We start from the raw sequence: 21,764 nt of genomic DNA, 5'->3' as shown, positions 1-21,764 counted from the left end.
ATCGCCGCAATCATAGGGCTGACCAAAAACCGATTGTCGCTAAACTTGCATGAGATTGGCAGCTGAGTTAGCTGTTTTCGCCAACATCGACGACAGGAGTGACGTTTCGTGCCAAAAAGCCGACTGGACGATATCGACCGGAAGATCATCGCCGCGCTGCAGGTCGATGGCAGGATGACGGCGCAGCAGCTTGCCGACCAGGTCGGCCTTTCGGCCTCGCCCTGCGCCCGCCGGGTCCGCCTGATGGAGGATATGGGCGTCATCACCGGTTACGCCGTGCTGATCGACCAGGATTTGGTCGGCCTGCCAATCTCGGTGTTCGCCTCAATCAAGCTGGAACGCCAGCGCGAGAACGAGCTGCAGCGGTTCAATGCGGCGATCGCGCGCTGGCCGGAGGTGGTCGATTGCTATCTGATGACCGGCCAGCGCGACTATCTGCTGCGTGTCGTGGTGCGCGACCTGCACGCCTATGAGCGCTTCCTGAACGAAAAGCTGACCCGGCTCGACGGCGTCGCCTCCATCGAATCCAGCTTCGCGCTTGCCCAGATCAAGCGATCGAACCGGCTGCCGGTAGAGGCATGACCTTTGCGCGTTGGCAGGTCATTCACTCAATTCCATGGTTGCCGCAAGTTCTGGGAGAGCATGATTTCAGCCGGTCGCGAGTGGCGCTGTGGAGCCTTGATCAAAGTTTTGGCCGATAGAGATGGCTGCGCCCCCGCGGATGGTGTCCGGTGAGGCGAGCTGTCCGATTGCACTTTCGGCCCAAAGCACAGGCTCCGTTATGCGGTAGAATTGTCGCGTCGCGCTCAAGGCTGATGGGCTGACATCAACCATCAGACCGATGATTGTCATATCATCATGTGCGAGCGAAGGCCCGAGCTGCTTCGGACTCCAGCCAATCGATGCGAGGCGGTCGAACCAGTACTCCTCGCACACGATTGTCAGATTGCTGATATGTCGCTGAATACAGAATTCCAAAATTCCGCAGTAGATTACGCCGGCTGCCTGGCAAGGTCGGCCGGGCTCACGAAGATTCCGCGCCACGAAGAACCTGGTCCATTCAAAGATATTGGATCGGCGCGGAACGCCACCGTCGGCGAGTTGCGGAAAGGTTTCGCTCATCAGATGTGGCCGAACGCTCGGCACGAAACGGGATCCGGCAACAACGCCTCTTCCTGGCTGGATGCCGAGCAGATAAATCGCTTCTGGAGTATCGAACGAGTCTATCTCGCGACCGTCGGGGCGTCTCAACTCGTGCCATCCACGTTCATCGACATAGATTTCATGCCGCAGGCGAAAGTAGCTGTCGAGATCGCCTCGATAGGCAAAGCTGTTTGACGCGTCGACGACATGGACCTGAATCATTGCGGTTCCTCGAGATGGAACCCCATCCGACCACGCGACGATTGCCCAGGAAATACCCAGATATGGGGATGGATCAAAGTTCGATTTCGTGCCTGCGAAAAGCCTCGACGATCGCGTGCACAACGTTGGCGGTGCTGAGCTTCTGCTTGATGTTGCGCAGGTGGGTCGTCACAGTGTTTTCCGAGATGCCAAGTATTCGGGAAACCTCCCATGCGGTCTTTCCTCCCGCGACCCACTGCAGGATTTCACGTTCTCGTTGGGAAAGCTTTTGTCTCGGCCGCCTGCGCGAGTTGCCAACGAGTCGTTCGGCAGCCGAGTAGGCATGGCGCGCAAGGGCATGAATGGTACGGCGCACCGCCGGCGCCAAGTCAATTTCGCTTCCAGCAACCGTTACGCAGGCCGGATCGCCAAACGCACTCTGGATTGGGATGCAGATGCCGTCGCAAAGACCAAACTCTTTCGCTTCATCCATCACCCTCCTGGCATTGCTGTTCGTCAAGTCGTGATAGACATCCCTCCAAAGGAAGGGCCCGATCGCACCACGGCACAAAGCAGCGCAAGGGTCATGACGATAGTGTCCGGCAGCCATGTAGTGGTCGTACCATTCCTGCGGCCAACCGTTCACAAGGATGTGTTCATTCAGGGACCCGGTGTCCTGGCGTGGCAATTCGGTGACGAGACAGGCTGCGTAGCCGTGACGTTCGATGCTCTTGCGCAGTTGCCGAATGATTTCTGTGGCGCTGGTTGCACGATCAATCTGCGCGGTTGCTTCAAAAATTTGTATTAGCTCATTTTGCAAAACGCTCCCGTGAACCGCAGCCATTGCACGTCCTTTCAATGTACTGAGACAAAGAAACAATAAGAAACTTAGGTCCGACCGCAACCTGCGCCATCACGTTTGACTACTATAGTAGGTGGCACTAAAGGGCGCGTTCTGACTGCCTCGCCGCATGAGGCTGAGGTCTGTTTTTGCTCGCAATCTGAGGTTGCTGCGCCAAGGCACGGGCTTGTCGCAGGAGCAGCTCGCGGACCTTGCCGGCCTCGATCGCAACTATGTCGGCAAGCTCGAGCGGGAGGAAAACTCACCGACCGTCGATACGCTGGAGGTACTGGCGTTGGCATTGCAAGTTGACGTGGAGCAGCTCATCCGTCGAAATTCGCCATGATGCACTGGCCAGCAGGCCGCCGAGAGCATCAGGATTTTCCCTTGCGCCGCTCACGCGGCGCCACAGCACAATCGCCAGCTGGGGCCCGGGCGTTTTTGCCGGGGCGTTTCGTCAGCTCCTCGATGTCGACGCTCAATGCAGTGGCAAGCTTTGCGAGCGACAGGAGTGTGGGATTGCGACGGCCGGCCTCGAGACCACTCAGATAGGCGCGCGTGAATCCTGAACGGAACGACAGTTCCTCTTGAGAGAGGGCCTGTGCGCGCCGAATCCTCTGTACGTTGAGGCCGACAACCAACCGTAGGTCCATGACGGCATGGTCGTCGCTGCGCACACTTTAGGACGACACACTATAATGAACATTCGTCATTGACAGGCACGGCCTTTGCTGCTTTTCTCATCATATTAAGGAACGCCATTCCGAAATAAGGAACGTCAGTGACAGGAAATCTTTCGTTGGAACGTGGGCTTGCAGTTCTCAATGTCCTCAAGGAAGCGGACGAAGCTGTCGGAGTGCGCGAACTCGCCCGCCGGCTTGAGCAGAGTGCTCCCGCCGTGCAGCGAATTCTGAATACCCTGGCAGAGCAGGGCTATGTCGAGCAGTCGCCAGACTCGCGGCGCTACCGGCTGGGTCACTCCGTGCTGGCGCTGGCGCGGAAGGTCCTGGGCAGAGATCGCCTGGTTGGTTTGGCTGAAATCGAACTGCAGGCGCTGGCCGCCGAAGGGTGCTTCAACGCATTCCTCGGTATCAGGCGGGGCAGCTGCGGAATTTATCTCTTGACAGTGCAAAGCAAGAGTCCGGTCGTCATTCGTTCTTCACCTGGCGAGACCTTCCCCTTGCATTCCACCGCGTTGGGTAAGGCGCTCCTGATGGAGCTGAGCGGCGAGGCGGTCATTGGGATTCTTGGACGAGGTCCACTGGAGCAGGTTGCCGTACGCACAGTCACCGATCCGCACAAACTCGTTGCTCAAATCAGAGCGTCCGAGCCCATTGGTTACACAACATCCCTGGACGAGAACTTTACCGGGCTGATTGCGGTCGGCGCACCGCTTCGCGATGCATCAGGCACAATCATCGCGGCTATAAGTGCGGCCTACCCCCGGTCAGTGGGACCGCATGTGGAGATCGCTGAGATTGGAGAGGCAGTAATGGCGGCTGCGGCGCGCATTTCCACCGGCCTCGGCTTTCTGGAAGCAAAACAGGCTCGGGATTCCCATCATGCTGCTTAACGAAGCGCGCCTGAAACAATGCATGTCGGCAGTCGGGCTTGACGCAATTATAGCGACTGCCCCGGAAAACGTGACCTATATGAGCGGCTTCTGGGCTCTGCCGCAATGGATCCGTCGCGGCCCGCAGGCTTATGTGGTGTGGCCGGCTCCTGACAAGGGCACGCCTGAAATCATCGCAAGCTCCAGCACCCTCGACCTCGTTGCCGATCAGGAACTGTGGGTAAGCAAGGTTCGGCGCTATGGCGACTTTTACGCCAATGTCGGTTCCTCGACCACCGTGGACCTCGCCAATGAACGACACCTCCAGCTTCGAGACCTGCCGAGGCATGGCGATGCCATTGCGGCTTTGGTCGCCGCATTGGAAGAAGCCAAGCTCGGCCGTGGGCGGATCGGCATAGACGAGGCGGGGCTCGCGCCAGGATACCAGGAAACCCTCAGAGCCCATTTTCCCAATGCGTCGTTCCTACCAGCCACCGCATTGCTTCGCGAGGTTCGTGCCGTAAAGACGGCAGATGAAATCGAACGGCTCGGCCAAGTTGCCCAGATTGCCGAACGCTCCATTCAAGCAGCACTCGCAGTTGCTCGGGAAGGCGCCACCGAAGCAGACCTGGCGCGTGCTTTTCATGTCAAGACGGTTGAGGAAGGCGCCCTGCCCGTACTGGGATGCATCGGCTTTGGCGAGCGCAGCGCGCTCATGAACGTCCAGCCGTCGGACCGCAAGTTGCGCGCTGGAGAAATCATCCGCTTCGACGTCGGTGGCCGGTTTCGGCACTACCGCGCCGACATTGCCCGCATCGCCACGCTGGGCGAGCCGCCGCCGCAGGCGCATCGGCTTCAGCAGGCTCTGCTGCGCGGCGTTCAGCACGCCTGCGACATTATCCGGCCCGGCATGGCAGCAGCACAGCTCTTCGAGGCGGTGATGCGTGTTGTTCAGCGCGAAGGAATTGCCCACTACGAGCGCGATCACGTCGGCCATGGCATCGGCCTTGATGGTTATGATGCGCCGACGCTCTCGGCGCGCAGTACAGACGTCCTTGAAGAAGGCATGGTGCTGTGCGTGGAGACGCCCTACTACGAAATCGGCCGCTGGGGCCTCCAGGTGGAGGACATGGTTGTTGTTCGCCAGGGCGGAGTGGAGCGGCTGACGCAGACGCGCGATGCAATCACGCGGGTGCCGTCATGAACCGCGCGGCAGGTCTTTCCTGTATTCGATGCGGCGTCTTGTTCCGGATCGATACCAAAATCGACTCTCGCGGCTGCCCGATATGCTGTGCGGAAGCGCCAGCCAATCTTAGGGTCGTCTACGATCCATCAGGAGCTACATCGGCCGCTTCCGCAGCGGGTGCCGCGCTGCCCTCGCTCTGGCGCTACGCCGACATGCTCCCTTGTGCGCTCAGCGATGCAATCTCTCTGGGCGAGGGTCTGACGCCGTTGCTGAGCGCCGAGAGGCTGGGGAAGCAGCTCGATGTCCCCAAGTTGCTTATCAAGGACGAGGGCGCAAACCCCACCTGGTCCCACAAGGACCGCTTCTCGACCGTGGCGGTGTCGATAGCACGTTTGAGTGGCGCACGCGTCGTGGCGACGGCTTCGTCGGGCAACGCCGGGGCCTCACTTGCCGCCTATGCTGCTCGGGCAGGCTTGAAATGCGTCGTTGTCACATTCTCAGGCACTGCTGGCGCAATGTTGGCGCAGATCCGCAAATACGGCGCCAGCGTCGTATCCCTGGCCGACAAGTCCCATCGCTGGCCATTGCTGGCCGCTGGTACCGAGCGCCTCGGATGGTTTGCGACGTCGCCGTTTCACAGCCCCGTCGTCGGCAGTCATCCTGTTGGGATCGAGGGCTACAAGACCTTGGCTTACGAGATCGTCGAACAGATGCACGGAGCCGTGCCGGACTGGTGCGCCTTGCCTGTTTGCTATGGCGACGCGCTTGCCGGGCTCTGGGCGGGATTCAAGGATCTTCTTAGCCAAGGCAGGATCGATCGGTTGCCGAGACTCGTGGCGGCGGAAGTGCACGGATCCTTGGCCAAAGCGCTTGCCGGCAAGGCCGATCTGGTCGCCGAGGTTCCCGCGGGTTTCGACACGCTTGCCATCTCGATCGGCACCACACGAAGCACGTTTCAGGCGCTCAACGCGCTGCGTGAATCTGGCGGCATGGCAATGCCGGTCGGCAACTTCGGCCTGATAGACATGCAGCAGCAGCTTGCGGCCACCGAGGGAGTGTTTGCCGAGCTTGCCTCGGTGACGCCATTTGCGGCCATTGAATCCTTGAGACGGGAGGGCACGATCGCGCGCTCGGACAGCGTCGTTGCCATCGTGACAGCGAGCGGCCTCAAGGATTTGGATCGTTCGACCGGCCCGGACCACGCACCACAATCGTTTCGGTCAGTTGCCGACGCGTGGCAACATCTGGCCGGGGACTGTGACCATTTCACACCCTCTCATGAACAAGGTGCGACCAAGATGTCGTGAAGAGAAGACAGAGACGATCATGACCATATTCGATTTCTGATCGATTGATGATCTCGTCCACCACTGGACGGTATTGCGACTTCCAAAAGCTATCCACGAGAGGCAAATTCAACTCGCTTAGCGAGCGGAACCTCGATTCAAACACGATGAAAGGCGAATTTTCATGCTTCGCAAAACGCTCATCGGCTGGCTCGCAGCCCTCAGTGTCGCAATGGCAACTCAGACGATGGCTGAGGAAACGCTCAGAGTCGGCGTCACGCCAACCGGAGTGCCGTTCACGTTTGTCGACACCGCAACGCGAAGGCCGACTGGCGCGATGGTCGATCTGGCAAGTGCGATTGCCGCGAACCTTGGTACGACCGCTGACTTCCAGGTAAATGCTTTTCCAGCCCTGATCCCGGCATTGACGACCGACAAGATCAATCTGATTTCCGCAAGCATGTTCATAACGGACAAGCGCAAGCAGGTGATCGATTTCAGCACGCCGGTTTACGCCTATGGCGAGGCGATGTTTGTTGCTGCCGGCGACAGCAAGAACTACACGATCGAAGCGCTGAGAGGTGAGACCGTCGGGGCGCAGATCGGCTCGACCTACGCTGACGCCCTGGAAGCGATTGGCGTCTTCGGTCAAGTCAAGCTCTACGACTCAATCGCTGACATGATGCGTGATGTGGTCTTGGGCCGCATCAAGGCCGGCTTTGGTGACGCCCCGATCGTCGCATATCAGCTTTCAAAGAACCCCGAACTGGGTGTTCGCCTCGTCGACGGCTATCGGCCGATGAAAAAAGGCGAAGTCGCGTTGGCGGTTGCCAAGGAAAATCCACTGCTTCTCGAAAAGGTGAATGCCTCCATCGCCAAGCTGAAGGAAAGCGGCGAATTAACCCGAATATTCGCCAAATATGGCCTCTGAAGCCATCCCGCATTGAGCTCGAAACAAGCGTCGGCTGGCAGGACCATAGGATCGCATCGAAATGACCGGCCTTGACGGCCGGGAACGTGCCAAGAGGAAGCCGGCCATGACCAATTTCATCGCGCACGCAACGGAATATCTACCGCTTCTTCTTCAAGGCGTTTGGCTGACCGTCGTGATAACCCTTCTTGCGCTGTGTCTGGCGACGGCGCTCGGCCTTGTCTGGGCGCTGTTGAGGACATCGGGGATACGCTGTCTCGCCGTGCCGACGCGGCTCCTTGTCGACTTCGTGCGCGGCATACCACTGCTGGTGGTTCTCTTTTATATCTACTTTGTCGCGCCCGAGATCGGCATCAACCTGACTGCGCTCCAGGCTGGCACGATCGGGCTGGGCCTGGCTCACTCCTGCTATCTCGGGGAAACCTTCCGGGCGGGCATCGAGGCGGTCGATAAGGGTCAGGTCGAAGCGGCAAAATCGATCGGGATGAAGCGTCCGTTGATGATGCGCCGCGTCGTGCTGCCGCAAGCAGTCAAGATTATCCTGCCGCCTTACGCCAACAACATGATCATGCTGCTAAAGGACTCCTCGCTTGTGTCGGTGATTTCGGTTCAGGAGTTGACCATGCAGGGTAAGATGCTTGCGTCGTCCACATTCGACAACATGACAGTTTTTACCTTGGTGGCACTGCTTTACCTGTGCCTGACCGTTCCGCTGAACCTGTTTATGCGCAGAGTCGAGAGCTATCTTGGGGCGGCGGGATGATCACCTTCGACGATGTGCACAAGTCCTTCGGCGCCCATGAAGTCCTCAAGGGGATCAACGCCGAGATCGCCAAGGGACAGGTCGTATGTTTGATCGGGCCCTCGGGTTCCGGCAAATCGACGCTTCTACGATGTGTGAACGGGCTTGAGACCTATCAGCGCGGTCGCATCAGCATCGACGGCACCGTGGTGGATGCCGCCTCGCCCCAGGTTCACGCCATCTGCACCCGCGTTTCCATGGTTTTCCAACGCTTCAACCTGTTTCCGCACCGCACAGCCCTGGAAAACGTCATGGAAGGCCCGCTCTACGTGCTGAAGGAAAATAGGAACCAGGTCCGCGAGCGGGCCATGGCATTGCTCAATCGCGTCGGCTTGGCCGACAAGACAAATGCCTATCCCGCGTCATTGTCGGGCGGCCAACAGCAGCGAGTGGCCATCGCCCGCGCCCTGGCGATGCGCCCACAGGCCATTCTTTTCGACGAGCCCACCTCCGCACTTGACCCGGAAACGGTCGGCGAGGTCCTGCAGGTCATGCGCGCGCTCGCAGACGAGAACATGACCATGCTCGTGGTTACGCACGAAATTCAGTTCGCCCGAGAGGTTTCCGATAGCGTCCTCTTTCTCGACGGCGGCCGGATCGTTGAGCAAGGCCCGGCCAAGGAGCTGCTTCGAAATCCGAAACACGAACGCACTAGGGATTTTCTTCACCGGGTCATGCACCCTGTCTGACTCCTGGCCGATGCTGGTTTGTCGCGCCTAACTCTGAATTCGGACCTGTTACTGCGTAGGGGACAAGTCGTCCAGCCCTGCGAGGCCGGCGTTTAAAGTTCTGCGGTTCCAAGGGAATCTCGTCCATGCCGTCTCTTCAGCCGGACGAATTTGCGTGAGAACAGTTGGTTCAAGAGGAATTGAGATTGGCCAATCCTTCAAACCGGCGAGCCAGTCGGGGTTGTAGACTGTATCGGAATGACGATGCCCTTCATCTGGCATTATCACGACGGTGGAGGCTTCCGGATTCTGCCTGGCGAACCAGGCGGCGACCAAGGCTGCGGCGCCGCTGGTCGGCCCCATGAAGAGCCCGTGATCGCGAAACAGCCCATGCGCCATTGCGTAAGCCGGCAATGCACCCACCCAATGGATATCGTCGATCATCCCATGACGAACATTTTCCGGCAAAACACTGTTACCGAGCCCGCGCAGCATGCGACGTCCGACAGGCTGGCCAAAGAGCATGCTTCGGTGGGTATCGACAGCAATCATCCTGAGATCAGGAAAAAGCTCACGAAGGAAGCCTCCGGTTCCACAAAGCGATCCCCCAGTGCCCACGCAGCCGACGAGGCAATCGATACGGCCGAATGATCGAACAACGAGGTCGGCCAGGCGCGCATAGGCAAGGCGGTTTTCCGGACTGTCGTATTGTCGAGGCCAATACGTGCCCGGGCTGTCCCGCAGGGTCTGTTGAAGATACTGGAGCCGACCGCTCTGATTGCCGTCTCCTCGAGGATCGTCGATGGCCATGACTTTGGCACCAAGTTGTTCCAGTCGCCGCCTGAGTTTCAGGTCGATGAGGCTGGAGGCCGTGACAAGTGTAAGCGCATAGCCACGCACCGCAGCTAGCATGGCGATGGCGAGGCCGAATGTGCCCGACGTCGTTTCGATGATGTGACCTTCCTGCCTGAGGCGCCCTGACGCTTCTGCCTGATCGACCATGAACCGGGCGGGGATCAGCTTCATGAGGGAAAAGCAGGCGGCGTTGAGATTAGGTGCGAGTTGGGCAAATCGCGGCGTCTCATAGGCGCGTAAATAGTCTTGCGCCGCGCTCACTGGATTAGCCCCGTTTCGGCATTGAGGGCAAACGTATGCACACCTTGGAGGCCTGCGCCACTCACCTGCCTTGCGAGTTCAGCAGCGCGCATGGCCGCCCTGGGTGCAGTGGCATCCAGAAGGATGCCGATCAATGTGCCACTGTGGGCCACCTGCACACCGCACGCGTCATGCGCCCGCGCTATATCCAAAACGGTATTGAAGGATGCCTTCGGCAGGTGCCTCTGACTGATACTGGCGCTGATGGTTGCGACACGTCCAAGCAGGCGGGGATCTTGTTGCCGGATGGAGCGGTTCGCCAGTCCCCGCAGAACACGGAACAGCCCGATTTCCTCACCATTGTAGCGTGCCCGTGGCATACTTAGCGTATTGATCGGCCGGGCACTGCTGTCCCTGAAACCTATCAAGAGAAGGGGCGGGAACTCGCCACCGAAGTGTTCGATTGTACGGCCTTCCCGGTGGGCGAAGAGGATAGGCTGGTCGCCGTACAATGGCGTCGCTTGCGCCTTCTGCGGCCACCGCCAGTCGCGCAACCGTTGATTGGCGCAGCGTGAGGCCCGCTGCAGCTGCCACCGCACGAATCGCCGCAATGACGTCTGCGGTCGAGGAGCCGTAGCCATGCCCTATCAGAATAGGGCTTTCGATCGTAAGCTCCCCACCTCCATCGGCCATTCCGATATGCTCGAGCGTAAGGGCTGCCGCGCGAGCCGCTTTGGTCCGGTTTGCAGGCCGCGGTCGAATCCCATTTTGTTCATGCGGCCAGAAAGTCGCTAGCGACTCTTGCGACGTGAGCGGCAGGGTTACGAGTCCGCGACAAAGCCTTCCGTTTTCCCCTTCAAAGACGCCTTGGAGGAATTCCCCATGATGGGCGTGCGCTCGTCCGACTCCTACCGCAAGTGGCAGCCTGATCGTCTCGTTGTTGATGTTGCTCGAGTTTGTCCGGTGGCCGGATCTCAGCATCCCCGTCTTTGTCACCACGTCATCTCCTCACCTGGAATTGACAGATGATGTGTATGACTGATCCATGCTGTCACTCGCCAAATCTTGGTAGTGCCATTGGCAGGCGCATCATGCAAAGATACAGACAAGATCGCCCCACCAATTAGGGCGCCCAATACTCGACTAGACACAGCAGCACTCGCCGAGCGCGGTTGGCCATGCGGACAACCGTTCCGAAACGAGTGCGCCATGCACGGTGTCTTCATTATTGTTCTTGTAAGGAGGGTTGGACTGCTCACCTGTGTCAATACTGAGATTTGGCGATAGCCCGCAGCGGCCAAAAGCGCTCAAACGCGTTTTGTCGCCAACTTGACTTTGAGCAGAGATGCGGAGCTCCATCCAACTCGCGACCCTCAATTATGCGCTTGTGGTCGCGGAGGAGGGCAGCTTTCTTCGCGCCTCGCAACGCGCAGGGATCGATCACTCCGCGCTCAGCCGGCGCATACGCGATCTCGAATATGCGATGGGAACGAGGATATTTCATCGCCATGCTCGCGGCGTCGGCCCAACCCCGGCAGGCGAGCGCTTCCTGGAGCGTCTGCGCTCCGTTCTGCTCGAGCTTGACAATACTCTCACCCTGGCCAGGACCGGCATCAAAGATGAACACCAAAAGCTTTCCATCGGCTCCAACGGGATCATCCTTGCCGGGCGAGCGTTGGATGCAATCATCGAGTTCGGGCAATCTCATCCCAATGTGACCGTCAGCTTGACAGAGAGTCCTTACCCTTCGCCTGAGGCTACACTGGGTGCCACGCAGGTCGACGTCGTCGTGACCTCCTCGTCCCGATTTGCCGGCGGCGCATTCGAACTGACGCTATGGAAAGACACTTTGGCTATCGTTCTTGCCTCAAATCATCCTCTGGCAACCCGTTCCGTGATCGAGTGGCACGAGTTGCACCAGGAGACATTGCTGGTGCGCCAGGGCGAAGCATTTCTGCTCGCCGACGTTGTTGGACGCGGCGTGCAGCTTCCTCCAATCGTCGAACATCACGTCAGTGCGGGCATCCTTTTGCGCCTTGTCGGAAACGGGCTTGGAGTCGCTCTGATCCACGATCAAGATGCCGACAGAGTTCCTCAGGATGCGGTCTGTCGTAAGCTGCGGATCGGGGGCAAACCAATCCAGATCTCCAGTTTAGCCCGTTGGCGTCCCGACAACGCCAATCCTGCCCTGCCGACCTTCATCTCATTCCTGCGCGATCGGTATTCGTCCTGACAGTCATCCGACCGGCATGACCCGAACAGTCACCCGGTTTCAGAGCGCGTTGGGGCCTAGCAACGCTCTGTCTGTTGTCATGAACCGTGTCAGCATCGGTTTGAGCGGTTCGGGGCCAAATCTAACCAAGGCGTCCGCGCTTTAACGCCACTTCCTCTTCCGCCCGTCTCGCGCCGCCGGGCCGCGGTTCTTCCTTGCAAAACTGGAACCATACTTGCAAGGATGATTGAACCCCGCATCAGCACAGAACTCACCGAGATGCTGGATAGCATGCCGGCTGTGGCGCTGCTCGGGCCGCGTCAGGTCGGCAAGACAACCCTGGCGCTGGAGATAGCCGAACGGCGTCCTTCGATCTATCTCGACCTCGAATCGGACGCTGACCGCGCCCGGCTTGCCGAGCCGGAGCTTTACCTGGCCGAGCATCCGGACAAGCTGGTTATCCTGGACGAGGTCCACCGGCTACCGAACCTGTTCCAGAGCCTACGCGGGCTGATCGACCGCGGTCGGCATGGCGGTCGCAAAGCCGGCCGGTTCCTGCTCTTAGGTTCGGCGTCGATCGATCTTATGAGGCAGTCAGGCGAGACCCTTGCCGGCCGCATTGCCTATCTCGAAATGCATCCGATCGATGGCCTCGATGTCGGCGTCGCCCACCTTGGGCCGCTATGGGTACGCGGCGGCTTCCCCGACAGCTTTCCAGCGATGGCGGCTGGATTTCATCCGCACTTATCTGGAACGCGACATCCCCCTCCTCGGTCCGCGCATTCCGGCCGAGACGCTGCGCCGCTTCTGGACTATGCTGGCGCACCACCAAGCCGGCCTGCTCAACGCTGCCGAGTTCGCCCGCGCACTCGGCGTCGACGCCAAGACAGCCGCGTCCTATCTCGCCCTACTCGTTGATCTCCTGCTGGTTCGCCGGCTGGAACCTTGGCATGTCAATGTCGGCAAGCGCTTGGTGAAATCCCCGCGCGTCTATGTCCGCGACAGCGGAATCACCCATGCACTGCTTGGTCTCGCCACGCAGGAAGACGTGCTTGGGCACCCAGTGGCCGGCGCCTCCTGGGAAGGCTTTGTGATCGAAACCCTGACCGCCGCCGCCCCCGCCGGCACGCTGAGCAATTTCTATCGAACAACCGCAGGCGCGGAGATCGACCTGCTACTCACGTTGCCGGGCCAACGCCTCTGGGCCATGTCAAGCGCAGCCTGACGCCGAAGGTGGAAAAGGGTTTTCATCAAGCCTGCGAGGATCTTGCTCCGGCACGGCGCATCGTCGTCTTCCCGGGATCGGAGCGTTTTCCGCTCCGGCATGGCGTCGAAGCGATGCCCCTGCAGGAGACCTAGGCCAGGCGCTGCTTGGCGAAGCATAATAAAATGGCTTTGGTATTCATCCCGTCAGAGCGGAGGCTCAAAAGACCCCACTCGTCCCAGGCTCGAGGCGATGGTGAGGTCGACGGTTCGTTTGTTTGGTCTGAGATGAGGCCACCTACAGGTCCGTCAGCCCTGCTGTCCTTCGTGTTCGTCTGGCCGGTTTCATAGGGTGCGACCTTGATCGCTGGCGGACCGCAATGCTGATCTTGAGCAGATGCGGGGTGGCTCTCAGTGCGGACAACCGTCAGGCCGAGCAGGCAACAGGCCGATCGCTGCCGTTGATCACCCTGACTTCGTCTTGGAACGCATTCGGCCGAATGCCCTGTCCGTTGCCATGAACCGTGCCAGCATCGGTGCGATCAGCTTTGCCGGATCTGCGATTGTCTGGCCGCTTTCACGGCCAAGCACATCGGCATAAGCGACAAGGTCGCGATGAACGGCGGCAGGCAGTTCGGCCGTGATTTTGACCGCACGGTCATCGGGAATGGCGGAGAGTTTCAGCTTGGTCATGATGGATCCTTCGGCGTGCGGTGAGGTATAAGAACAAGGTCGCGATTGACAATCACGCGAACCGGAAAACCGGGCCGTACGGTGAGCGTCGGCTGGACATTGAGCTGATTGCGAACGAGCTGCTGGCCAATATCGGAGGCCGAATCCTGCGCGCTTTCGCGGATGGCCTTGGCGATTTCGCTTTCGTCGTCGCTGGACCCCAGCGATGTCCCAATGCCGAGCAACGTGGAGAGCGCTGCGGCACGGAACATCTGGCTCCAATGGTGGTCGACCTCGTCCTCCAGCCCGGAAAATCCTTCAGCGTCTGCGCCCTGCTGGCGCTCCAGCACGATCGAGGTGCCGTCAGGCATGATCAGCCGGTTCCAGACCAGCAGCACGCGCGCCTGGCCGAAGGCGACGTGGCTGTCGTACTGGCCGATCAGTCTCGCACCCTGTGGGATCAGGAGATGGGATCCTGTCGGGCTGTCGTAGACATTTTCCGTCACCTGGGCGGTGATCTCGCCGGGCAGGTCGGAGCGGATGCCGGTAATAAGGGCAGCCGGTATGACGGTACCGGCTTGCACCACATAGGGCGAGGCTTTCTCGGCGAGCCTATTGGGACTGACGGTGCGACTGTCTGGCTCGGCATTGACGAAGGCCAGCTTGCGGTCCTGCATGTTTTGCGCGGCACCAGGATCGATCGGTGGCGGCCTTGGGGGCAGAGTCAGACCAAATTGGGTGTCCGGTTCTATAACTCTGCTGCCAGCACCCCGTCGTGCCGGATCAGCTGGTGTGTTCGTATCGGTGAAGAGCTTCGCCACGCGTGCGGCCTCGATCTCGGCCAGTCGGCGTTGTTCTTCCGGATCGGCGCGCGGTGCACTGATGTTGGACGCCCCAACCGGCTTGCCGCGCTCCTGGGCACGCAAGATCGGCCGGCCCAAATCGCCAGGCAGCGCGGGGCCGAGTTGCGGAACACCGGCATAATCCTTCGGCAGTTTCTGTAACCCATCGGCCGTTGAGCGGTTTTCGGTGGTGAAGAGCTCGGGTGGTTGCTCGATCCCGCGCCGTCTGGTGTCGAGCGCCCAAATCAACGTGCCGAGGATCGCAGCGCTGGCAATTCCACCAACGCCTAACAGCATCTTGCGCGACAATCGCGTGACCCTGGCCGGCTCGGGCCGTAGGCGCAGTTCCGCTCGAATGTCTTGGTTGGGTGCGTTTGCAGGGTCACTCATCGGAACAGCCTCGTGCTTGGCGAGGTTCGTTTCCCGTCCGTACGCACGATGCGGACGCGCTTTTCGCTCGTCTTGTCGCCGAGCCTCAATTCCGCGGCGGCAAACAGTCGATCGACCACGTAATAATTCTGGCGAGCCCGGTAATTGACCAGTTCCGAGCCGCCCGTTGGGCTTATGACAAAGAGCGGCGGCATTTCGCCCTGCCCTATGCCTAACGGGAACTCGATATAGACTTTTGCACCGTCGTCGAAGGCGCGAAGCGGCCGCCAGGGTGCTGTGTCGCCCTCGATGCGATAGCGGAAATTCAGCTTCTGAATGTCGACGCCGGACGCGACCGGCTGTGCGGCGGAAGCCTGCGCATTCTGCCGCCGCAGCGCAATCAGCTGGTCCTGCGGGTACTGCCAGGAGACGGAAGCCATGTAGGTCTTTTCGGTCGAGCGCAGCTCGAGATGATAGGTGCGGCGGTTGCTGTTGATGACGAGATTGGTCTGGAGATCTGGCCGTGTCGGCTTCACAAGAATATGGACCTGCTGGCGCTCCCCTGCCCCACTTTGTGTATCACCGATGATCCAGCGCACCGTGTCGCCGGCGGCCACAGGCCCGGAGCCGACAAGCTGCTCCCCGGGCTGCAAGGCGATGTCTGTGACCTGGCCGGGCGCGGCATAGATCTGGTAGAGCGCGCCCTCACTCCAGGGATAAAGCTGGATGGCATTGACGAACCCGTCGCGAACCGGCTGCATCCTCGCTGCCTCGTTCGCCTGGCTGATCCGCTGCTTCGGATCGGTCGGTTCCGGCTTCACCTTCATGGCCTCGACCGGTTTCAACTGACCTGGCAGCGGAAGCGGTTTCGGCACTTCCACCACCTTCACCGGACCAGGCGGGTCGACCTTGCGCACGGCAGCCACCGCATCGTCATAGGCGATTTCCGGCGGAATATATTTCTTCGAAGCACAGCCGGCGAGCGCCGTTGCTGACAGCAGTGCCAGGACAAGCATACGCGCCTTGGGCGCATTGCGCGTGGCCGGTCTCGCCGATGTTCTTGTTCGTGCCGCACGCATCATGAAAGCTCCTTCGACCAGTTGATGGCGTTGACATAGACGCCGAGCGGATTGGCTTTGAGCCGGTCGGCGTCGCGGGGTTGTTGAATCACGATGGTGAGGATTGCGGTCCAGCGCTCGGTGCCGGCCAGATTGCCATTCTCGTAGCGGCGCTCGATCCAGGCGACGCGGAACGAATCCGGCGAAGCACGGATGACGCTGGAAACCTCGATGGCGACCTGGAGTTTGCCCACTTTGGCAAAAGGGTCGTTCAAGCGAGCGTAATCATTGAGGGAAATGGCGCCGCGGTCTGTGGTGTAATCGTAGGCGCGAAGCCAGTTTTGGCGGACGATGACCGGGTCGGCCGGAATGCTTCTGACCTGTTCGATGAGGCGGGCCAGATGCCAGGCGATCTGAGGATCGGTCGGCCGATAGTCGGCAACGGCCGGGGCGACAACCTGCGCCTCGCCAAACTTGTCGACCTGAACCACCCAGGGAACCACCGACCCGCGCGTCGACTGCCAGACCAATGCGGATGCAAAACCGCCGGCCAGGACGAGCGAGCCGAAGGCCATCAGCCGCCAGTTTTTCGCCTGGACGCGAGCCGAGCCGATGCGCTCGTCCCAAATCTGGGCGGCACGCTGATATGGCGTCTCGGGATGAGGCGTTTTTCCGTAACGAACAAAAGGGCGTTTAAAGGGGGTCATCGGCGGTCGTCCTGATCGAGGGAAACATTCATCGAACCGCCGCCATGATCGCTGGAGTGGACTGAATGCGCGGCGATGCTGGCGCTGTGGCTCATGGCCTGGCCGCGCTTCATGCGTTTTGCCCAGGTTGGCGGCGAGTCTGCACTGGAGTCGGCGGTGTCACCTGAGGAAGCTCTTCCCACTGACTGTTCTCCATTCGTCGCAGCCCAAGCTGCCAAACGGCCGGCCTCGTAGCTGTCGGACAGGGCTGACGCGGCGCGCGACATTGACTGCTTGACGGGTTGAACGGCAGCGCTGGCACCAGCCTTGGCGACACCCGCCATGCCGGCGGCGATTGAGCCAGCACCACTTCTTCCGGATGTGGCTGCGCCAAGTTCCCAGGCGGCCGAAGTGCTGCCGGCCAGGTGTGCGCCGCCGCGTGCGGCTGCTGCCGATATGCGTCCACCGGCATTGAGTGCGCCTGCAGCACCGCCTATTGCGGCGCGGGCACCCATAGCGCTGGCAAGGCCAAGGCCGCCAGCCGCGAGGCTCGTGCCAACAGCGGCACCTGCGCCCAGTTGCGGGGCACCAGAGACCAGCCCCGTCGCAATGCCGGGACCGAAGATCGACAGCCCCATCAGCGACAGAGCACCCAGGACAAGCGACAGCGCATCTGTGATCGTGGGTTGTTCGGCGCCAAAGCCGTGGGTGAACTCGCCGAACAGGCCCGAGCCGATGCCGACGATGACGGCAAGCACTAGGATCTTCACGCCGGAGGCGACGATGTTGCCGAGCACCTTTTCAGCGAGGAAGGCGGTCCGGTTGAACAGCGCGAAGGGGATCAGCACGAAGCCGGCAAGCGTTGTCAGCTTGAATTCGACCAGCGTGACGAAAATCTGGACGGCCAGAAGAAAGAACGCAATCAGTACGATGGCCCAGGCGATCATAAGCACTACGATCTGGACGAAATTCTCGAAGAAAGAGACGTAGCCCATCAGCTGGCTGGCGGCCTCGAGGATCGGATTGCCGGCGTCGATGCCGACTTGCGCGACGCGGCCCGGCTGCAGCAATGCTGAGCCTGAAAGTGCCGAGCCTCCAGCCTTCAGGCCGAGCCCGGAAAAACTCTCGAAGACGATGCCGGCCAGACGGTTGAAGTTGCCGATGATGAAGGCGAAGAAGCCGATATAGAGCGTCTTCTTCACCAGCCGGTGCAGCACGTCCTCGTCAGCGCCCCAGGCCCAGAACAGGCCGGCAATCGTGATGTCGATGACGATCAGCGTGGAGGTCAGGAATGCCACCTCGCCGCCGAGCAGCCCAAACCCGGAATCGATGTAGCGAGTGAAAGTTTCGAGGAAGCGATCGATCACGCCGGTGTCGTTCATGGCGCCACCGTTTCCGGATGATGCCGGTCTTCCGCGAGAGGTGGTGTTGGCGGTTGGAGCGGCAACATTCGGCTCGGGTCTTTTTCGATCGACGGAGCCGCATTTGGCGCTACGGGACGAGATGGCCGCAGGAAGCGTCGGCGGTTTTCCGCCCAGGCTTTCCTGCAGGCGTCGTCATCAATCGCCGCCATGCCAATGTCCCGGCATCGGGCAAGTTCGACGCTTGCCGGCTCGCCGCCCGGATGTGCGGAGCGCGGGGAGGACGCGTCCTGTGAGCCGTCGCCGCGCAGCGCCATGAAGGCGGCGGTCATGGCGGCGCCAAGGGCGAGAACGGCTGTCATCCGAGCGGCGATCTTGAGATCCATGCGTCTTCGCCTCAGTCGTGGAACATTTTTACGGATGACGGGCTGTAGCTGCTGCCCGTCATGAAACGGCTGAACTGTTCCCGCGCCTGCTCCTGCGCTGCCGCCCTCCTTGCCTGCTCAAGGGCCTCGGCTCTTCCTTGTGCCGCCAGCATCGCGGTAAGATCGGCAACTTGCTTGGCCTGCACGGCAAGAAGCTGGTTGCCGGCCTGCGTCGCCTGCAGCACGCCGACAGCCGACTGGCTGGCGCTGACCAGCGCGCTCGTCTGCTCTTGTGTCCCTGCGATGTTGTCGACTGCGACGGCGCCGGTTTTCAGCGAATGCTCGAAGGCAGACACCGAGGTCTGCCAGCGTTGATGCGCACCCTCAACAAGCTGCTGGCTGGAGAGATCCGAACCGAAATTCTTGTAAGTGGAGGTAAACTGGCTCTCGATGTCCTGGACGCTATAGGCCAGCTTCTCGGCCTCGCCGAGCAGGGCCTTCATCTCGGAAAAATTGCCCTCAATCTGGCCAAGCAGCGAGGTCGGCAGCGAAGTGAGATTCTTCGCCTGGTTAATCAGCATCTGCGCTTCATTTTGCAGCGAGGTCATCTGGTTGTGGATCTGCTCCAGGGCACGCGACGCCGAAAGCAGGTTTTCGGCGTAATTCCTGGGATCGAACACGATCAGCGCCGATGCTGGTGCCGATGAAAGCGCCGTGGCGACCGCGATGGCGCCGGCTGCCGCCATGCGACGGATAAGGCTGCCTGCAAGAACGGAATTCATGACGAAATCTCCTCTGTGGACTGGTCGATCACATTGGTGAGATTTGGGATGAGGTCGGCCGCCCAGGAGAGACCGCGCTCCGCTAGCCAAGCCTCGAGAAAATGGTCTCGGCCGGCCTCGGCGATAATCCGTTCGATCGCGGCCTGGTCCGATTTGGACGACGTGGCGCAGAGCGCCAGCGCGATCGGGCCGAGCCCCAGTTCGAACAGACGGTTGCCGCGGCGGCTTTGACAGTAATAGTCGCGCTTCGGTATTGCCCGGGCGATGATCTCGATCTGGCGATCGTTGAGACCAAAGCGTCGGTAGATCTCGGTGATCTGCGGCTCGATGGCGCGCTCGTTTGGCAAGAACAACCGCGTCGGGCAGCTTTCAACTATTGCCGGCGCGATTGGCGATCCGTCGATGTCGGAAAGCGACTGCGTGGCGAAGACCACGCTGGCGTTCTTCTTTCTCAGCGTCTTCAGCCATTCGCGCAGCTGGTCGGCGAAACCGCCATCGTCGAGCGCCAGCCAGCCCTCGTCGATGAGCAGCAGTGTTGGCCGGCCGTCCATCCTCTGCTCGATGCGGTGGAACAGATAGGCAAGCACCGCGGGAGCAGCACCTGTGCCGATCAGGCCCTCGGTTTCGAACGCCTGGACGGAGGCTTCGCCGAGACGCTCATGCTCGGCATCAAGCAGATGGCCATAAGCACCGCCGATACAATAGGGACCAAGCGCCTGTTTCAGTAGCGAGGACTGCAGCAGCACGGACAGGCCAGTCAGCGTCCTCTCCTGGACTGGCGCAGAAGCGAGCGACGTCAGCGCCGACCACAGATGTTCCTTGACCTGCGGCGTGATGGCCACGCCTTCGCGCAGTAGAATGTCGAAAAGCCAGTCGGCCGCCCAGGCCCGCTCTGGCGTATGATGGATGCGGGCAAGCGGCTGCAGCGACACGGTGTGAACGTCGTCCGACAGATCGGCCAAGGTGAGCAAGGACAACGGATCGTCAGACCCCTGCCCGCCTGGGGCATTGCTTCCGAGACTGTGCCAATCGCCATTCATGGCGAGCATGGCCGCGCAGATTGAGCCGCCGAAATCGAAGCCAAAGACCTGGCTGTTTTGGTACCGCCGGAACTGAAGCGCGATCATCGCCAACAGGACCGACTTGCCGGCGCCGGTCGGGCCGATGACGAGAGTGTGGCCGACATCTCCAACATGCAGGCTGAACCGGAACGGCGTGGCGTCTTCCGTTCTGGCGAAGAACAGCGGCGGAGCGCCAAAGTGCTCATCCTCGATCGGCCCTGCCCAGACCGCGGAGAGCGGAATCATGTGCGCGAGGTTGAGCGTGGAAAGCGGCGGCTGGCGAATATTGGCATAGACATGGCCAGGGATACTGCCCAGCCAAGCCTCGACAGCGTTGACGCTTTCGGCGATGCAGGTGAAGTCCCTGCCCTGAATGATCTTTTCGACCCGACGCAGCTTTTCGTCGGAAATCGAGGGATCGGCATCCCAGACAGTCACGGTGGCGGTGACATAGGCTTCGCCGATCTGGTCAGAGCCCAGATCCTGGAGCGCTGCGTCCGCATCGGCCGCCTTGTTGGCGGCATCCGTGTCGACGAGAACGGACGCCTCGTTGGTCATCACCTCCTTGAGGATCGCGGCGACAGATTTCCGTTTCGCGAACCACTGACGGCGTATCTTCGTCACCAGCTTGGTCGCGTCGGTCTTGTCGAGCATGATCGCCCGCGTCGACCAGCGGTAGGGGAAGGCAAGGCGATTAAGGTCGTCGAGAATCCCCGGGAAGGTCATCGTCGGAAACCCGGTGATGGTGAGTGTGCGCAGATGCGCCTCGCCAAGCCTCGGCTCTAACCCGCCGGCCAGCGGCTGATCGACAAGCAGGCCATCGAGATGCATCGGCGTTTCTGGTACGCGAACGCCATGCCGCTTGGTCGAAATGGTTGAGTGCAGGTAACTCAGCGTCTCCCCATCGTCGAGCCAGTCAGATTCCGGAACGAAGCCTTCGATGAGGTTGAGCACGCGGTCGGTGCGATCGACAAAACTCTTCAGGAGCTCCCACGGATCGACACCGGTCTTTTCCCGGCCTTCGTAGAGCCAGCTCTCCATTCGCGACGCCTCCTCGGCCGGAGGCAGCCACACGAAGGTGAGAAAGTAGCTGCTTTCAAACAGCACACCGGAGTCTTCGAACTGTTCGCGACGCTCGATGTCGAGAAGTGCGGATGCACAATCCGGGAACCGGCTGTCGGGGTAGCCGCTGGCGGGATTGCGCTGCGCTTCGACAAAAATTGCCCAGCCGGAGCCGAGACGGCGCAGCGCGCCGTTGAGCCGCGCGGTTTTGCCGACCAGCTCGGCCGGCGTGGCGGAGTCCAGATCCGGCCCGCGAAAACGCGCCGTTCTTTGAAAACTGCCGTCCTTGTTGAGCACCACGCCCGGCGCCACCAGGGCGGCCCAAGGCAGATAATCGACGAGGCTGGCACTCTTCTTTCGGTATTCCGCGAGGTTCATCATGGCGA

Annotated in this window: 23 protein-coding genes and 2 pseudogenes; 11 read left to right on the top strand and 14 right to left on the bottom strand. The window is 60.6% G+C overall.

Going from position 1 to position 21,764, the window contains the following annotated elements:
• Nucleotides 1–108: 108 nt before the first annotated feature.
• Entirely contained in the window at nucleotides 109–582 is a 474-nt protein-coding gene (locus tag NKH71_RS12760; RefSeq protein ID WP_352515862.1) for an Lrp/AsnC family transcriptional regulator, read from the top strand.
• A 66-nt stretch (nucleotides 583–648) separates the two neighbouring features.
• On the opposite strand, the gene NKH71_RS12755 is transcribed toward NKH71_RS12760, so the two are convergent.
• Both NKH71_RS12755 and NKH71_RS12750 read right to left on the bottom strand, forming a co-directional pair.
• Nucleotides 649–1,365 (bottom strand): acyl-homoserine-lactone synthase, encoded by a 717-nt coding sequence (locus tag NKH71_RS12755; protein ID WP_352895063.1) that lies wholly within the window; start codon nucleotides 1,363–1,365, stop codon nucleotides 649–651.
• Between the two features lie 73 nt (nucleotides 1,366–1,438).
• Nucleotides 1,439–2,188, bottom strand: a complete 750-nt coding sequence (locus NKH71_RS12750) for an autoinducer binding domain-containing protein (protein WP_352515860.1) — start codon at nucleotides 2,186–2,188, stop codon at nucleotides 1,439–1,441.
• A 127-nt stretch (nucleotides 2,189–2,315) separates the two neighbouring features.
• Here NKH71_RS12750 and NKH71_RS12745 point away from each other — a divergent pair, with 127 nt between their 5' ends.
• Complete coding sequence (locus NKH71_RS12745) at nucleotides 2,316–2,531, top strand: helix-turn-helix domain-containing protein (RefSeq protein WP_023679380.1); 216 nt, start codon at nucleotides 2,316–2,318, stop codon at nucleotides 2,529–2,531.
• A gap of 28 nt (nucleotides 2,532–2,559) precedes the next feature.
• Here NKH71_RS12745 and NKH71_RS12740 read toward each other — a convergent pair whose 3' ends face one another.
• Nucleotides 2,560–2,826, bottom strand: a complete 267-nt coding sequence (locus tag NKH71_RS12740; protein WP_352472977.1) for a helix-turn-helix domain-containing protein — start codon at nucleotides 2,824–2,826, stop codon at nucleotides 2,560–2,562.
• 140 nt (nucleotides 2,827–2,966) lie between these two features.
• On the opposite strand from NKH71_RS12740, the gene NKH71_RS12735 reads away from it, so the two are divergent.
• From NKH71_RS12735 to NKH71_RS12710, 6 genes are all read left to right on the top strand, one after another.
• Nucleotides 2,967–3,758, top strand: a complete 792-nt coding sequence (locus tag NKH71_RS12735) for an IclR family transcriptional regulator (protein WP_352772145.1) — start codon at nucleotides 2,967–2,969, stop codon at nucleotides 3,756–3,758.
• Nucleotides 3,748–4,941, top strand: coding sequence for a M24 family metallopeptidase (locus tag NKH71_RS12730; RefSeq protein WP_352515857.1), 1,194 nt, complete (start codon nucleotides 3,748–3,750; stop codon nucleotides 4,939–4,941). Before NKH71_RS12735 ends, NKH71_RS12730 begins: the two co-directional genes overlap by 11 nt.
• On the top strand, nucleotides 4,938–6,230 hold the full coding sequence (locus NKH71_RS12725) for a threonine synthase (RefSeq protein WP_352895061.1): 1,293 nt from the start codon (nucleotides 4,938–4,940) through the stop codon (nucleotides 6,228–6,230). Before NKH71_RS12730 ends, NKH71_RS12725 begins: the two co-directional genes overlap by 4 nt.
• A 163-nt stretch (nucleotides 6,231–6,393) precedes the next feature.
• A complete protein-coding gene (locus NKH71_RS12720; protein WP_352895059.1) occupies nucleotides 6,394–7,140 on the top strand; it encodes a substrate-binding periplasmic protein in 747 nt (248 codons plus the stop codon).
• Between the two features lie 106 nt (nucleotides 7,141–7,246).
• On the top strand, nucleotides 7,247–7,903 hold the full coding sequence (locus NKH71_RS12715; protein ID WP_352895057.1) for an amino acid ABC transporter permease: 657 nt from the start codon (nucleotides 7,247–7,249) through the stop codon (nucleotides 7,901–7,903).
• Nucleotides 7,900–8,631: an amino acid ABC transporter ATP-binding protein gene (locus NKH71_RS12710; protein WP_352895055.1), complete on the top strand. Its 732-nt coding sequence runs from the start codon at nucleotides 7,900–7,902 to the stop codon at nucleotides 8,629–8,631. The genes NKH71_RS12715 and NKH71_RS12710 overlap by 4 nt, the downstream gene beginning before the upstream one ends.
• A 48-nt stretch (nucleotides 8,632–8,679) precedes the next feature.
• Here the strand turns inward: NKH71_RS12710 and NKH71_RS12705 are convergent, their stop codons facing one another.
• From NKH71_RS12705 to NKH71_RS12695, 3 genes and pseudogenes are all read right to left on the bottom strand, one after another.
• A complete protein-coding gene (locus NKH71_RS12705; protein ID WP_352895054.1) occupies nucleotides 8,680–9,726 on the bottom strand; it encodes a pyridoxal-phosphate dependent enzyme in 1,047 nt (348 codons plus the stop codon).
• Nucleotides 9,723–10,217 carry a hypothetical protein gene (locus NKH71_RS12700; RefSeq protein ID WP_352895102.1) on the bottom strand — a complete coding sequence of 165 codons (495 nt, stop codon included), beginning with the start codon at nucleotides 10,215–10,217 and terminating at the stop codon, nucleotides 9,723–9,725. Before NKH71_RS12700 ends, NKH71_RS12705 begins: the two co-directional genes overlap by 4 nt.
• A 64-nt stretch (nucleotides 10,218–10,281) precedes the next feature.
• A pseudogene (locus NKH71_RS12695) lies at nucleotides 10,282–10,398 on the bottom strand (GHMP family kinase ATP-binding protein); the annotation flags it as partial.
• 652 nt (nucleotides 10,399–11,050) lie between these two features.
• Here NKH71_RS12695 and NKH71_RS12690 point away from each other — a divergent pair.
• The 3 genes and pseudogenes from NKH71_RS12690 to NKH71_RS33455 all read left to right on the top strand — a co-directional run bounded on the left by NKH71_RS12690 (nucleotide 11,051) and on the right by NKH71_RS33455 (nucleotide 13,142).
• Nucleotides 11,051–11,938 (top strand): LysR family transcriptional regulator, encoded by an 888-nt coding sequence (locus NKH71_RS12690; protein WP_352895053.1) that lies wholly within the window; start codon nucleotides 11,051–11,053, stop codon nucleotides 11,936–11,938.
• A 222-nt stretch (nucleotides 11,939–12,160) separates the two neighbouring features.
• Nucleotides 12,161–12,502 (top strand): annotated as a pseudogene (locus NKH71_RS33460) (AAA family ATPase); the annotation flags it as partial.
• A gap of 61 nt (nucleotides 12,503–12,563) precedes the next feature.
• The gene (locus tag NKH71_RS33455) at nucleotides 12,564–13,142 is read left to right on the top strand and encodes a DUF4143 domain-containing protein (RefSeq protein WP_502900355.1); all 579 of its coding nucleotides are present in this window, start codon (nucleotides 12,564–12,566) and stop codon (nucleotides 13,140–13,142) included.
• A gap of 443 nt (nucleotides 13,143–13,585) precedes the next feature.
• On the opposite strand, the gene NKH71_RS12680 is transcribed toward NKH71_RS33455, so the two are convergent.
• From NKH71_RS12680 to trbE, 8 genes are read right to left on the bottom strand one after another with little or no spacing between them, the layout of a single operon-like run.
• The gene (locus NKH71_RS12680; RefSeq protein ID WP_352515849.1) at nucleotides 13,586–13,813 is read right to left on the bottom strand and encodes a DUF2274 domain-containing protein; all 228 of its coding nucleotides are present in this window, start codon (nucleotides 13,811–13,813) and stop codon (nucleotides 13,586–13,588) included.
• Nucleotides 13,810–15,024 (bottom strand): TraB/TrbI/VirB10 family type IV secretion system protein, encoded by a 1,215-nt coding sequence (locus NKH71_RS12675; RefSeq protein WP_352895052.1) that lies wholly within the window; start codon nucleotides 15,022–15,024, stop codon nucleotides 13,810–13,812. Before NKH71_RS12675 ends, NKH71_RS12680 begins: the two co-directional genes overlap by 4 nt.
• Complete coding sequence (gene trbG / locus NKH71_RS12670; protein WP_502900354.1) at nucleotides 15,021–16,085, bottom strand: P-type conjugative transfer protein TrbG; 1,065 nt, start codon at nucleotides 16,083–16,085, stop codon at nucleotides 15,021–15,023. Before trbG ends, NKH71_RS12675 begins: the two co-directional genes overlap by 4 nt.
• Nucleotides 16,082–16,768, bottom strand: coding sequence for a conjugal transfer protein TrbF (trbF, locus tag NKH71_RS12665; protein ID WP_352790897.1), 687 nt, complete (start codon nucleotides 16,766–16,768; stop codon nucleotides 16,082–16,084). Before trbF ends, trbG begins: the two co-directional genes overlap by 4 nt.
• A complete protein-coding gene (gene trbL, locus NKH71_RS12660; RefSeq protein WP_352790898.1) occupies nucleotides 16,765–18,129 on the bottom strand; it encodes a P-type conjugative transfer protein TrbL in 1,365 nt (454 codons plus the stop codon). The genes trbF and trbL overlap by 4 nt, the downstream gene beginning before the upstream one ends.
• Nucleotides 18,126–18,494: a putative entry exclusion protein TrbK-alt gene (gene trbK-alt / locus NKH71_RS12655; RefSeq protein WP_352589147.1), complete on the bottom strand. Its 369-nt coding sequence runs from the start codon at nucleotides 18,492–18,494 to the stop codon at nucleotides 18,126–18,128. Before trbK-alt ends, trbL begins: the two co-directional genes overlap by 4 nt.
• A gap of 11 nt (nucleotides 18,495–18,505) precedes the next feature.
• Nucleotides 18,506–19,219, bottom strand: coding sequence for a P-type conjugative transfer protein TrbJ (gene trbJ, locus NKH71_RS12650; protein ID WP_352895099.1), 714 nt, complete (start codon nucleotides 19,217–19,219; stop codon nucleotides 18,506–18,508).
• Nucleotides 19,220–19,251: 32 nt separating this feature from the next.
• Nucleotides 19,252–21,759 carry a conjugal transfer protein TrbE gene (gene trbE / locus NKH71_RS12645; protein ID WP_352589145.1) on the bottom strand — a complete coding sequence of 836 codons (2,508 nt, stop codon included), beginning with the start codon at nucleotides 21,757–21,759 and terminating at the stop codon, nucleotides 19,252–19,254.
• Between the last annotated feature and the right edge of the window lie 5 nt (nucleotides 21,760–21,764).

Source organism: Mesorhizobium sp. M0983 (assembly GCF_040318975.1).
Taxonomy (GTDB): Bacteria; Pseudomonadota; Alphaproteobacteria; order Rhizobiales; family Rhizobiaceae; genus Mesorhizobium.
This window is presented reverse-complemented; position numbering and strand designations above follow the sequence as displayed.